General features: G+C 54.7%; 12 protein-coding genes. 4 read left to right on the top strand and 8 right to left on the bottom strand.

Going from position 1 to position 13,381, the window contains the following annotated elements; all coding sequences use genetic code 11:
• Position 1: 1 nt before the first annotated feature.
• Positions 2-1,258, bottom strand: coding sequence for an oligosaccharide flippase family protein (locus tag N5J69_RS10665; protein WP_279770198.1), 1,257 nt, complete (start codon positions 1,256-1,258; stop codon positions 2-4).
• Positions 1,259-1,782: 524 nt separating this feature from the next.
• On the opposite strand from N5J69_RS10665, the gene N5J69_RS10660 reads away from it, so the two are divergent.
• On the top strand, positions 1,783-2,178 hold the full coding sequence (locus N5J69_RS10660) for a transposase (RefSeq protein ID WP_279770196.1): 396 nt from the start codon (positions 1,783-1,785) through the stop codon (positions 2,176-2,178).
• 923 nt (positions 2,179-3,101) lie between these two features.
• Here N5J69_RS10660 and N5J69_RS10655 read toward each other — a convergent pair.
• Complete coding sequence (locus N5J69_RS10655) at positions 3,102-4,061, bottom strand: DMT family transporter (protein WP_279770194.1); 960 nt, start codon at positions 4,059-4,061, stop codon at positions 3,102-3,104.
• A gap of 79 nt (positions 4,062-4,140) precedes the next feature.
• On the bottom strand, positions 4,141-4,968 hold the full coding sequence (locus tag N5J69_RS10650; protein ID WP_279770193.1) for an AraC family transcriptional regulator: 828 nt from the start codon (positions 4,966-4,968) through the stop codon (positions 4,141-4,143).
• Between the two features lie 119 nt (positions 4,969-5,087).
• On the opposite strand from N5J69_RS10650, the gene N5J69_RS10645 reads away from it, so the two are divergent.
• Positions 5,088-5,609 carry an isochorismatase family protein gene (locus tag N5J69_RS10645; RefSeq protein WP_279770656.1) on the top strand — a complete coding sequence of 174 codons (522 nt, stop codon included), beginning with the start codon at positions 5,088-5,090 and terminating at the stop codon, positions 5,607-5,609.
• 70 nt (positions 5,610-5,679) lie between these two features.
• On the opposite strand, the gene ssb1 is transcribed toward N5J69_RS10645, so the two are convergent.
• Positions 5,680-6,234 (bottom strand): single-stranded DNA-binding protein SSB1, encoded by a 555-nt coding sequence (ssb1, locus tag N5J69_RS10640; RefSeq protein WP_279770191.1) that lies wholly within the window; start codon positions 6,232-6,234, stop codon positions 5,680-5,682.
• Between the two features lie 225 nt (positions 6,235-6,459).
• Here ssb1 and uvrA point away from each other — a divergent pair, with 225 nt between their 5' ends.
• Both uvrA and N5J69_RS10630 read left to right on the top strand, forming a co-directional pair.
• The gene (gene uvrA / locus N5J69_RS10635; protein ID WP_279770189.1) at positions 6,460-9,288 is read left to right on the top strand and encodes an excinuclease ABC subunit UvrA; all 2,829 of its coding nucleotides are present in this window, start codon (positions 6,460-6,462) and stop codon (positions 9,286-9,288) included.
• Positions 9,289-9,521: 233 nt separating this feature from the next.
• Positions 9,522-10,586 carry an NAD(P)-dependent alcohol dehydrogenase gene (locus N5J69_RS10630; protein WP_279770187.1) on the top strand — a complete coding sequence of 355 codons (1,065 nt, stop codon included), beginning with the start codon at positions 9,522-9,524 and terminating at the stop codon, positions 10,584-10,586.
• Between the two features lie 51 nt (positions 10,587-10,637).
• Here the strand turns inward: N5J69_RS10630 and N5J69_RS10625 are convergent, their stop codons facing one another.
• From N5J69_RS10625 to N5J69_RS10610, 4 genes are all read right to left on the bottom strand, one after another.
• Positions 10,638-10,961 (bottom strand): MmcQ/YjbR family DNA-binding protein, encoded by a 324-nt coding sequence (locus tag N5J69_RS10625; RefSeq protein WP_279770185.1) that lies wholly within the window; start codon positions 10,959-10,961, stop codon positions 10,638-10,640.
• Positions 10,961-11,380 carry a secondary thiamine-phosphate synthase enzyme YjbQ gene (locus N5J69_RS10620; RefSeq protein WP_279770183.1) on the bottom strand — a complete coding sequence of 140 codons (420 nt, stop codon included), beginning with the start codon at positions 11,378-11,380 and terminating at the stop codon, positions 10,961-10,963. Before N5J69_RS10620 ends, N5J69_RS10625 begins: the two co-directional genes overlap by 1 nt.
• A gap of 121 nt (positions 11,381-11,501) precedes the next feature.
• Positions 11,502-12,695: an amino acid aminotransferase gene (locus N5J69_RS10615; protein ID WP_279770655.1), complete on the bottom strand. Its 1,194-nt coding sequence runs from the start codon at positions 12,693-12,695 to the stop codon at positions 11,502-11,504.
• Positions 12,696-12,733: 38 nt separating this feature from the next.
• Complete coding sequence (locus N5J69_RS10610; protein ID WP_033734896.1) at positions 12,734-13,348, bottom strand: YitT family protein; 615 nt, start codon at positions 13,346-13,348, stop codon at positions 12,734-12,736.
• Positions 13,349-13,381 lie beyond the last annotated feature (33 nt).

The raw sequence follows: 13,381 nt of genomic DNA, 5'->3' as shown, positions 1-13,381 counted from the left end.
CTCATTTGTATGTTTTGTAGTTGAGTGAGGAAACCTGAATCTTTTGAATGACGCCGTTTTTAAAGAAGTAATTCATTACGGTCAGGGACAAAAGTTCTGAAAGGAAAACGCTCCACGCGGCCCCCATGATGCCGTGACCCTGGATCAACCACCAGGAGAGCGGCAGACTGATGACCATCAGACAGATGATTTTCCTCAGCAAGTAGTTAAATCCTCCCTCTTTGACCATGTAGCGATACGCTACGGTCCCCATTGCCGAAAAGCTGGTCGCTATCGACAGCAACGTAATGAGACTTCCTGACTGTGTGTATTCCGAACCGTACAACGCGATGATGATCTGCTCGCCGTACAGCGAAATGATGAGCAGCATCAGCAATGAAACAGCCATAACGTAGCCATTGAGCCGGGCAGCCAGCTTAATGGCGACCTCGCCGCGCTCCCTGAATATTTCAGTGAAGCAGGAGGTGATAAGCGCAACCGGGATAAAAATCCAGGAGGCAGAAATGGTATTCGCCGCCGCAAACAGACCGAGGTCGCGCGCGGGAGCCGTGCCTGCCAGAAACATCTGCGCGGCTTTGACCTGTACTGAGATAAAGATGCTGGAGATTGCCAGCGGCAGACCGGCATACATCAGATAACGCAGGTAAGCGGTGCGCTTTTCGCGCGGTGGCATCTGATCCTGATGGTCCTGATAGAAGTTGTGACGCTTGATCAGGTAAGGCACCAGCGTCACCGCAACAATCGACAGCGTCAGCCAGAGCGGATTAAGACGCAGCCAGGCGACGGTAAAGCTGATGCCGAAACTCAGCAGCATCCCCACAGCGTTAGCGATGGTGTTAAGACGCGAAGCAAGACGTGCGTTGTTATAAACGCTGAACGTGTCCTGGGTGACAAAAACCGAGGCAACAAATGAGGCCAGTGCAAACGCCAGGAAATTTTCCTGCATGTTGTACCAGACCCAAATTAAGACTGGCACCGAAGTGACCAGCAATAACACCATCCGCAGCGTCCGGGCGATGGTCATCAGGCGCAGGCCTTTTGACGCATTTTTGCTCACGCGCTTAAACAAAATGGTTTCGGTGCCAAAGATCGCAACGGTTTGCACCATCGCAAATAGTGAGGTTGAAAACGCCATCTGGCCAAACACCGTTGGACCAAAGGATTTCGCCACGTAAGACGTCACAAAAATGACGCCAAAAACGGAGATGATCTTCTCAGACATCATCCAGGCGGCATTAGACATTACGCTCAATTTCATCGACTCTTCCTTAGTATTACTCAACTACAACCGCTTCGGTACAACATCCCTGTAACGAATTAATAAGCGCGCAGTGGGCCTGGCGAAAATGTAAGACTTCAGACTAAGCTGGTCCGAAAATTGAGATGTAAATCATGATCCGGTGAGTGAATTCAGGATAATTCTTATTATAAATGGCGCGAATCACTTCAAATGGAAACGATTTCAGGCTGAAAATAAAACAACCTTAAAGAGCCATACCGGCATATTAATCAAGTCGGCGAGGCTAAATATCCAGTGTACGTTGAATTTTTTCGTATTTTGGATGCGATGAATTTATAACAAAAATCCCCCTCCAGGAAGGCACGCCCTGCGGATAAGAATAAAATAAGATTTATCCCATGATGATATTTCTTCTAAATATCTTAATTTAGGCTTCGCAATTCAATTCGCGCACTTTAATACTGCCTTAATAAAATCTTACAGTGCCAGAAATTATTAAAGTCATTCTCATCCATTAATCGATAAGAAAGGTAAGAGCATTTATGAGAAAGTCACGATACAGCGAAGATCAAATCACAAATGCCATTAAAGCTTCTGAATCGGGCGTGAAAGTCAGAGAGATTTGTGAAGAGCTAGGCATCTCTGAAGCCACGTTCTATAGCTGGAAGAAGAAGTTTTCTGGGTTGTCTTCGGAAGAAGGCAGAAAAATCAAGGGGCTGGAAGAAAAACTGCAGAATGTCACACGTGAACTGCAGTTGCTCAACTCGGACAAAGAGATGCTGCAGAGCGTTCTGAAGCACTTCTTTACCACCAATGAAAAACGTCAGGCGGTGGATTTCCTGCAAAGCACCTTCGACATTGGCACCCGTCGCAGCTGCCGCTTATTAGATATCAGCCGCAGCGTATACCATTATCCGTCAGGCACGGAGAATCGCTAACCCTAATGCTACCGCGCTCTTTAGACTTAACGCTGAGATTTGTTCTTACCAGAAGAGATGAAGATCATTTAACAGGACAATTGCGGCACCCTTTTCCGCTCCATTTATAACTAATGAATGGCTTCACGGCTAAGCTTCTTTTTTTGCGGTAAAATTGATTCACAACAGCAAAAGTCTCGCATTCTACGCCTTATCTTCCCTTCCCAATCTCGTTAACGCGGGATTGGGCCCTCCCTTTCTTTAGTTTAGCCCTGCTAATCGTCGGAACTAAATCACCTCAATATCATTAAGCGGCCTTAAAGATCGAACAGAAATGAATCGCACTCTTTTTAAGTTAATGCTGGACCTAACTCAAATTTTACGGTTTCGCTTTAATTCCCGGCGATGGGCTTATGGGTTAACTTACTCCAGGATTAATCCGGGTTAAATAGTTTATTGCTCCTTATCACTAACGTTATGGGTCTATCTTTTTGCTCTCTTCATTGCGCATCATTGATGCCAGAGATTAATCTTTAATTAATAACGCAGCGGCGGAGTTTTCTTACTCATTTATCACTGAGTGAAGTTAATAGTGGTTTTTGATCACCTTTTCTCAGGTCCATAGCGCAATAAAAAGCGGCAGATAAAAGCGTAACGTCCATAATGCTGCGCTATTTTTCCTGATTAATGACCGATATCTGAACGATACACGGCTGCCGGCGCGGAAACAGGCAATCGCCGGGGGGTAAAAAGAGCCGTTTTTTTACTGACAGTGGTGGGATAAATGCAGTTATCGGGGGATGCCGGACGATGGCGCGGAACCATGAAATCGATTTCGCGGTATAAATCTGCCGGAGAGCGAGCAAATCGGGATAGGGTTTAATCTTAAAAAGCCGCGCGACATCGGGTCCGCACGGCAAAGGTATTCTGGCGAGTTTTACGTTTTACTCTTTAACCGCAACAACCAGCGGTTGCGGTTTGATGCGCATTGCCCGGATTACGCCTGCCATCAGACAAACAATGCCCACCAGCGTAAGCGTCGGCGGCCAGCTTTGATACCAGAGAAAAGTCCACAACAGGCCAAAGAGTATCTCGAAAACAATCAGTGGCCCCATCAGTACGGTGGGCAGACGCTGGCTGGCAGCATTCCAGCATAAGGTGCCCAGCCAGGAACAGAGCAGACCGATCGCCAGCATCAGGGCGATAAACACCCCAGGGCGCGGCCCAAACGGCAGTGAGAAATCAGGCTGTTGCCAGGCGAGCTGCACGCTGACCAGCACATACATGATCAGCGCCATTGGCAGCGTCACCAGCCCCTGCGCGGTGGCCCAGGTCGAGGGCCGCAGTTCGGGATGGGTACGCAGCCAGCGGGCATTGCGCAGCGGATACCAGGTCCAGCAGACCACGGCCAGCATTGCCAGCACAATGCCGGTCAGATAACGGCTGAGATCCAGCGTGCTGCCCTGGCTCTGAAGCTCTGCCGCGTTCACGCAGAGTAATCCAGCGGCCATCATGACCAGCGCCGGAAACAGCCGTCGCCACGGCAGCCGTCCTTCAAGATGGCCATAACAGAGATTCGCCGTAATGGCGATCACCACCGGCAGCGTGCCGATAATCATGGTGGAGACCGGCGCGCCGGTGCGCTGAATGGCGTTTGCCAGAAACGCATAGTAGAAGAGATTCCCCACCAGCGAGAGCTTCACGGCTTCGAGCCAGTCAGCCCGGGACAGCTGACGCAGGCGACGACGACCGTGCCAGGCCAGCGGTAGCGCAATCAGCCCAAACGCCACATAACGTCCCGCTGACTGCAACGCGCCAGGATAGTCGGGCACCAGCAGCGGCCCGACAAAGATCAGCCCCCACATCAGCCCGGCGGTGACGGCAAACATGACACCCGCAAACATGATTTCTTCCTTCTCTATCGCTTTTTTGTGCAGTGTGGCGGGTTCGGGCGCGGAAGGCTTGTAGCAGATTGCGGTTCTGTCAGGGCTGACGCACCTGTTTTTGATAGCGGCCCGGCGTGATGCCATAACGGTTTGCAAAGGCGCGGGTGAGATGGGCCTGATCGGTTAACCCGACTGCCGCCGCGACGCTGGCGGCCGCTTCCCCCTGCGCCAGCCTTTGCTTGGCGTCGTAAAGCCGGAAAGCCATCAGCATCTGATGCGGCGTCACGTGATAGTGCTGGCGAAAAGCGCGCAAGAAGTGCCACGGAGACAGTGAAGCCAGCGCCGCCAGCTCCTCCAGCCGCACCGGTTCTGCGAGGTTAGCGCGCAAAAAATCCTTTACCTGATCAAAACGATGCCGTGCATCAGGTCTGCCCTGTGAGGACATATGCGCCAGCGGCCGGATGTGCAGCAGCAGCTCAGCAATCAGACTCTGGCGTGCCAGTTCTGACTCCGCTTGCCAGAGTGCGGCAAGCAGGCGCGAAAGCGGCTGCGCCACGCGCGGATCGGTCAGCAGCGCCTCGTTAAACCACCAGCCACGGTCGCCGGTCAGTTCATCCATCAGCTGCGGCTGAATATAAATCATCTGGTAGCGCCAGCCCTCCTCGCATGCTGATTCACCGGTGTGCAGCTCATCCGGGTTCATCATGACCAGCGAGTTCTCTGGCGCAGTATATTCGGTGCCGCGATAGCGAAAACGCTGTGCGCCCGCTTCAATGGTGCCGATGCCAAAGGCTTCGTGGGTATGGGGTTCAAAGGCGTAGCGGGAGATGTGGGCCTGATAGAGTTCCACACCGGGCAGCCCGGCGAGTTGCCGGAACCGGGCGCGATCTTTCTCACAGGGGAAACTTGCCGGAACACCGTCCACTTCTCTCTCCTTATTTGACCAGTCTGTTTAGCATGCCTGTGACCGGGGCTGAAATGCAAAAGATTGCTATCCGTAATGCCACAGGTAACACTGATTTTTTCAGACGGATGGGGTTAAGCATGGCACAGCGTGTGGTCGTCGTTATTGATATGCAGAATGGGGTCTTCAGCTCACCACGTTTCGACCAGGCGGGACGGGTGGCGCAGATTAACCGGCTGACTGAGCGCGCCGATATCACCCTCTTTATTCAGCATCGCGAAGGCGCGATGTGCGAGGGGAATGAGGCGTTTGATCTGCTGCCGGAACTGGTTCAGCCTGCTGGCGCACACTACGTGACCAAAACGGCCTGCGACAGCTTCTGGCAGACTGAGCTGGCCGCACTGTTGAAGACGCTGGCGGTGGCGGAATTTGTGGTGTGCGGTTGTGCGACTGATTACTGCCTGGATACCACCATAAAAGTCGGGGCCAGTGCGGGCTATGCCATTATCGTGGCTGCTGATGCACACACCACCGCCGATCGCCGCTGGGTCAGCGCTGAAGCACTCATTAACCAGCACAATGAGGTGTGGGCCTCACTGCTGATACCGGGCAATGTGCCGCGCGTGCTGAGCACGGAGACGATTCTGGCGGAATGGTCGTAGCTGGCCGCCAGATAGCGCGCATAAAAAAGCCCGCATAAGCGGGCTTTTTTGCAGTGTCCATCCAGCGGGATCAGAACGGAATATCGTCGTCGAAATCCATTGGAGGTTCGTTGTTGTTGCTGGCCGGTGCGCTCTGTGGCTGCTGCGGACGAGACTGCGCGCCGCCACTGAACTGGTTGTTGTTGCCCTGCGGCTGCTGCGGCTGACCCCAGCCATTGTTGTTGCCACCACCCTGCGCGCCGCCACCTGCTGGCGCACCGGCATTACCGCCCTGCTGACGGCCACCCAGCATCTGCATGGTGCCGCCTACGTTAACCACGACTTCGGTGGTGTAACGTTCCTGGCCGCCCTGATCCTGCCATTTGCGGGTACGCAGCTGGCCTTCAATGTAGACCTGTGAACCTTTACGCAGATATTCACCCGCGACTTCAGCCAGTTTGCCGAACAGCACTACACGGTGCCATTCAGTAATCTCTTTATTTTCACCGGTCTGCTTGTCGCGCCAGCTTTCCGACGTAGCCAGCGTAATGTTGGCAACCGCGCCACCATTTGGCATGTAACGTACTTCCGGATCCTGACCCAGATTCCCGACAAGAATCACTTTGTTAACGCCACGACTGGCCATGTTGCTGTCTCCCGATGAGTTAATTCATACAGTCTAATCGATCAATTCTAACACGTCCTGCGGACGGTTTCCCACTTTCGAGCGGGGTTCCAGTTTTAATCCCCTTCCACTTACCTGCCAGAGAGTACTGGATATATATTCAGTCTATTTTTTGTGCCATAATGACTCGTTTATTCTGGCCGTGTCGGCAAGGCACGGTGAGTGCAGCTAATCCGGGAAAGGTGAATGGATAAGATCGAAGTTCGTGGTGCCCGCACCCATAATTTGAAAAACATCAACCTGACTATCCCACGCGACAAACTCATTGTGGTAACCGGCCTGTCAGGTTCGGGTAAATCCTCACTGGCGTTTGATACGCTGTATGCGGAAGGTCAGCGCCGCTATGTGGAGTCGCTCTCTGCGTATGCGCGCCAGTTTCTTTCGTTAATGGAGAAGCCGGACGTCGATCATATCGAAGGTTTGTCGCCCGCCATTTCCATTGAACAGAAATCCACCTCGCACAACCCACGCTCAACAGTGGGCACCATCACCGAGATTCATGACTATCTGCGTCTGCTGTTTGCCCGCGTAGGCGAACCGCGCTGCCCGGATCATGATGTGCCGCTGGCGGCACAGACCGTGAGCCAGATGGTGGATCAGGTGCTTTCCCAGCCAGAAGGCCGTCGCCTGATGCTGCTGGCACCGGTGGTGAAAGATCGTAAAGGTGAGCACACCAAAACGCTGGAGAATCTGGCGACGCAGGGCTACATCCGCGCGCGTATTGATGGCGAAGTGTGTGACCTCTCCGATCCGCCAAAGCTTGAGCTGCAGAAGAAGCACACCATTGAAGTCGTCATTGACCGCTTCAAAGTGCGTGAAGACCTGGCAACCCGTCTGGCAGAATCGTTTGAAACCACGCTGGAGCTTTCCGGCGGGACGGCCATTGTGGCAGATATGGATGACAGCGACGCAGAAGAGCTGCTTTTCTCGGCTAACTTCGCCTGCCCGGTCTGTGGTTACAGCATGAGCGAGCTGGAGCCGCGTCTGTTCTCGTTCAACAACCCGGCGGGTGCCTGTCCAACCTGTGACGGCCTGGGCGTACAGCAATATTTCGATCCTGACCGCGTGGTGCAGAATCCTGAACTTTCGCTGGCCGGCGGCGCTATCCGTGGCTGGGATCGCCGCAATTTTTACTATTTCCAGATGCTGCGTTCGCTGGCGGACCACCTCAATTTTGATATTGAAGCGTCGTTCGGCAGTCTGCCGGACAACGTGCAGAAAGTGATTCTGTACGGGTCAGGTAAAGAGAGCATCGAATTTAAGTACATCAACGATCGCGGTGACACCTCCGTGCGCCGTCATCCGTTCGAAGGCGTGCTCAATAATATGGAGCGCCGCTACAAAGAGACCGAATCTTCGGCAGTACGCGAAGAACTGGCGAAATTTATCAGCAACCGCGCCTGCGCCAGCTGTGAAGGCACGCGTCTGCGTCGTGAAGCGCGCCACGTCTTTGTCGAGAACACCACGCTGCCGACCATCTCTGAAATGAGTATCGGTCATGCCATGTCCTTCTTTGAAAACCTGAAACTCAGTGGCCAGCGTGCGCAGATCGCCGAGAAAGTATTGAAAGAGATTGGCGACCGCCTGAGCTTCCTGGTCAACGTCGGCCTGAACTATCTCTCGATGTCACGTTCCGCAGAAACCCTTTCCGGCGGTGAAGCACAGCGTATCCGTCTGGCCAGCCAGATCGGCGCGGGTCTGGTCGGCGTGATGTACGTCCTGGATGAGCCTTCTATTGGCCTGCATCAGCGTGACAACGAACGACTGCTCGGCACCCTGATTCATCTGCGCGATCTCGGTAACACGGTGATCGTGGTTGAGCACGATGAAGATGCGATTCGTGCCGCTGACCATGTGATCGACATCGGTCCGGGTGCGGGTGTACACGGCGGCCAGGTCGTCGCGGAAGGCACTGTTGATGAGATCATGGCGCAGGAGGCGTCTCTTACCGGGCAGTTCCTGAGCGGCAAGCGCGGTATTGCAGTGCCGGAGGAGCGCGTCAAAGGGGACCCGGCCAAAGTGCTGAAGATTACCGGCGCACGCGGCAACAACCTCAAAGATGTCACGCTGACGCTGCCGGTCGGGCTGTTCACCTGTATTACCGGTGTTTCCGGCTCGGGAAAATCGACCCTGATCAACGATACGCTGTTCCCGATTGCCCAGCGGGCGCTGAACGGTGCCACCATCGCTGAACCGGCACCTTACCGTGACGTGGCGGGACTGGAGCATTTCGACAAAGTGATCGACATCGACCAGAGCCCGATTGGTCGTACACCGCGCTCCAACCCGGCGACCTACACCGGCATTTTCACGCCGGTGCGTGAGCTCTTTGCTGGCGTGCCGGAAGCCCGTTCGCGGGGTTACAATCCGGGACGCTTCAGCTTCAACGTGCGGGGCGGACGCTGTGAAGCCTGTCAGGGCGATGGCGTGCTGAAAGTCGAAATGCACTTCCTGCCGGACATCTATGTGCCGTGCGATCAGTGCAAAGGCAAACGCTATAACCGTGAAACGCTGGAAGTGAAGTACAAAGGCAAGAGCATTCACGAAGTGCTGGAGATGACCATTGAAGAAGCCCGTGAGTTCTTCGATGCCGTGCCCGCGCTGGCGCGCAAGTTGCAGACGCTGATGGATGTGGGTCTTTCCTATATCCGCCTCGGTCAGTCCGCCACAACCCTTTCCGGCGGTGAAGCCCAGCGTGTGAAGCTGGCGCGTGAGCTGTCGAAGCGTGGCACCGGACAGACGCTCTACATTCTGGATGAGCCCACCACCGGCCTGCACTTTGCCGATATCCAGCAGCTGCTGGAAGTCCTGCATCAGCTGCGCGATCAGGGCAACACCATCGTGGTCATCGAACACAACCTCGACGTGGTCAAAACGGCAGACTGGATTGTCGATCTCGGCCCGGAAGGCGGCAGTGGCGGCGGTGAAATCCTTGTTGCCGGGACGCCAGAAACCGTGGCGGAGTGTGAGAAATCGCATACCGCACGCTTCCTGAAGCCGCTGTTACAGAAGTAACGCTTTCAGGCCCGCCGCGTGCGGGCCTTTTTTTATCCTCTGCCGATTCAGCCAGAAAAATGCAGAATCAGGCAAGATTCAGACATGTATAGGCATATACGCATTTCCCCGCGCTGACTATTCTTAAGCGGTTCCTCTTTGGCACGCCCCTGGCGTCGCCCTGTTCTGGCAGCACATCAACCCTGCTGCACATCATCGAAAAACACGCACGACACATCGAAACTGGAGACACCATGAATATTACGCATGCGTATGCTGCTCAGGATGCAAAATCCAAACTGGCACCGTTCGATTTTACGCCGCGTGAGCTGCGCGCCCATGACGTTCAGCTTGAGGTGCTGTTCTGTGGCGTTTGCCACTCAGACCTGCATCAGGCACGTAATGAGTGGAAAAACACCGTTTTCCCCGTTGTGCCGGGTCATGAAATTGTGGGTCGCGTGACCGCTGTGGGTCCGCAGACGCAGAAATACAAGGTCGGCGATCTGGTCGGTGTGGGCTGCATGGTCGACTCCTGCCGCAGCTGTCCGAGCTGTCAGCAGGGCCTGGAGCAGTATTGCGAAAACGGCTTTGTCGGCACCTATAACGGTGAAGATCGCGAAACCGGTGCCATCACTTACGGCGGGTATTCAACGTCAATGGTAGTAGATGAGAGCTTTGTGCTGCGCATCCCGGAGAATCTGGAGCTGGCGGGCGTGGCACCACTGCTGTGCGCCGGTATCACCACCTATTCACCGCTGCGTCACTGGAATGTCGGTCCCGGCAAAAAAGTGGGGATCGTAGGCTTAGGCGGCCTGGGCCATATGGGTGTGAAGATTGCCCATGCCATGGGCGCACATGTGGTGCTGTTCACGACCTCGCCATCCAAAATTGAAGATGGCAAACGTCTCGGTGCCGATGAAGTCGTCATCTCCAAAGACCCGGAGCAGATGGCACAGCACGCTAACAGCTTTGACTTCATCCTGAACACCGTGGCGGCTCAGCACGATCTCAACCCGTTTATCACCCTGCTGAAGCTGGATGGCAACATGACGCTGGTGGGTGCTCCGGAGCACGATCACCCGGCACCGCAGGTCTTTAACCTGATCTTCAAACGCCGCAGCATCGCCGGGTCACTGATTGGCGGCATCGCGGAAACCCAGGAGATGCTCGATTTCTGTGGCGAGCACGGCATTACGTCAGACATTGAGCTGATCGCGATGGATCAGATCAACGAAGCCTATGAGCGCATGCTGAAAAGCGATGTGAAATACCGCTTTGTTATCGATATCAACACGCTGCGCAAGCAATCTGCCGCGTAACCTGTCAGGCCGCACACCCTCTTGCTCAGGCAAGAGGGTTTTTATTGCCCGTTAACGGGCAGTGGCTGCCTGCTGAAATGAGGCATCGACCAGATAGTAGATCTGTGAGTCTTTCAGCGAACCGTCCAGAAACAGCGTGCTCCAGTGAGACTTATTCAGATGCTCGCTGGGAATGATGTCGCTGTGCTCTTCGCGCAGTAATTCTGCCAGCGCGGGCGTCGATTTCAGCGAGACCGCAGGCCGCCCTTTTGCTTCATGCACCATCGCAAACAGCACCCCGTTGCTTTTAATCTGCGTGGCCTTCCAGTCATTGTGGACGCTCTGCTCCGCGCCAGGCTTGCTCATGCAATAGGTCAGTAAATCTGAGTTATTCATTACACTTCCCCTTGTAAAGTGGCGACAATTCGCCTGGCACCGCCATCAATGCGATGCTCGCCCAGCCAGATACCCTGCCAGGTGCCCAGCACCAGACGTCCCCGCTGAACAGGTAATAACAGCGAAACCCCCAGGGTCGATGACTTGATGTGTGCCGGCATATCATCACGCCCTTCATAGTCGTGCTGATAAGGCGCATTCTCCGGCACGTGCCGCATGAAATGCTGCTCCATGTCGCTGCGCACTGTCGGGTCGCAGTTCTCATTTAAGGTTAACGACGCCGAGGTGTGCTGTAACAGCAGATGCAGCAGTCCGGTTTTGATATCACGCAGTCCGGAGAGTGAATTGACGATCTCATCGGTGACCAGATGAAACCCGCGTGACCTCGCGCTCAGCGTAATAGTTTGTTGATGCCACATAGCTTATTCCTGAAACGGTTATCCCGTTTAAGTGTGCAGCAAGTCGCCGAAAGGTAAACCCTGACCCATAAAAAAACCGCCAGAGAAAACGCTGGCGGTTTTATTTACAGCCTGACTGCGGTTACATCACGGCGGCAAAGGCTTCCGCAACCTGATGCACGTTTTTGCTGTTCAGACCGGCCACGCACATGCGGCCGCTGCCCACCAGGTAGATGCCGAATTCATTACGCAGACGATCGACCTGCTGCGCACTCAGGCCGGTGTAACTGAACATGCCGCGCTGCTTCAGCAGGTAGTCGAAGTTTTTACCTGGCAGAGCGGTGCTCAGCACGTCCACCAGCGACTGGCGCATCGCGAGAATGCGCAGACGCATCGCTTCCACTTCAGCCAGCCAGCTGGCTTTCAGCGCCTCATCGTTGAGGACGCGTGCAACAACCTGCGCACCGAAATTCGGCGGGCTGGAGTAGTTGCGGCGAACGGTGGCTTTTAACTGGCCCAGCACACGTGCTGACTCTTCGGCGCTGTCGCAGACGATTGAGAGCCCGCCCACGCGCTCGCCATAGAGCGAGAAGATTTTGGAGAAAGAGTTGCTGACCAACGCGGGCAGACCCGCCGCTGCGACCGCGCGCAGCGCATAGGCATCCTGCTGCATACCGGCACCAAAGCCCTGATAGGCGATGTCCAGGAAAGGAATCAGCTGCTGCGCTTTCAGCACCTCAACAGTCTGATCCCACTGCGCATCGGTCAGGTCCGCGCCGGTCGGGTTATGACAGCAGGGATGCAGCAACACGATGCTCTGCGCAGGCAGGGTTTTCAGGGTGCTGATAAAGGTATCAAACCGCACACCGTGGGTTTCTGCGTCATACCAGGGGTAAGTATTGACCTCAAAACCTGCGCCATTAAAAATCGCGACGTGGTTTTCCCAGGTCGGATCGCTGACCCAGACAGCAGACTGCGGGAAGTAGCGCTTGAGGAAATCCGCGCCCACTTTCAGCGCGCCTGAGCCACCCAGCGTCTGAATCGAGGCGATGCGGCCCGCGTTTAACACCGGATGGTCGGCACCAAACAGCAGCGGTGCAATGGCACTACGGTAGCTGTTCAGCCCTTCCATTGGCAGATAGAGCGATGCCTGATGCGGCTCAGCATAAATCTGCTCTTCAGCCGCCGCGACGGCCTTCAGCTGCGGGATAATGTTCTGCTCGTCGTAGTAAAGCCCGATGCTCAGGTTAACTTTGTGTTCGCGTGGGTCTTGTTTAAAGGCTTCCATCAACGACAGAATCGGATCGCCAGCGTAGGCATCAACGTTTTGAAACACGGTGTAGGTCTCCATGATTGGTCCAGAGGTAAAGCGGTTTAAACCCGATAGCGTCCCGGACGGTGGTTCATTGCAATAATCAGGTTCAGGATCACCGCACCCGCAATCGACGCGAGCAGGATGGGGCCACTCACCACAAACAGTGACGCCAGCACGACGCAGGTATCCACTGCCATTTGCAGTTTCCCTGCGCGGATCCCAAAGCGATCCTGTAGCCACAGCGCCAGAATATTGATGCCGCCCAGGCTCGCCTTATGACGAAATAACACTATAAACCCGATTCCCATGATGACGTTACCGAACAGTGTCGCATAAAACGGGTTGAGGTCAGAAAAGTGGACAAACAGCGGGTGCAGCTGGGTAAACAGCGACACCAGCCCGACGGCGCAGAAGGTTTTCAGGGTAAATTCCCAGCCCATGCGTTTTACCGCCAGCCAGTAAAAAGGGATGTTGATCAGGAAGAACGCGCTGCCAAAAGAGAGCGGCGAGAGATAGCTAATCAGAAAGGCGATACCGGCGGTACTGCCGGTCAGCGCACCGGCCTGTTTCAGCATAATAACGCCAAACGAGACCATCAGGGTGCCGAGCACCATCGCCAGCGCATCTTCAATGCGCGAATGCGGGACGCGGGTGGGTTCTGCGATGTTATCCATGGAGGTATTCTCAGTGCAAATGATGCGGTTGAA

Origin of the sequence: Pantoea sp. GD03673 (assembly GCF_029844725.1) — a bacterium.
Taxonomy (GTDB): Bacteria; Pseudomonadota; Gammaproteobacteria; order Enterobacterales; family Enterobacteriaceae; genus Pantoea.
Note: the sequence above shows the minus strand (reverse complement) of the source record. Positions and strands in the feature narration are given on the sequence as shown.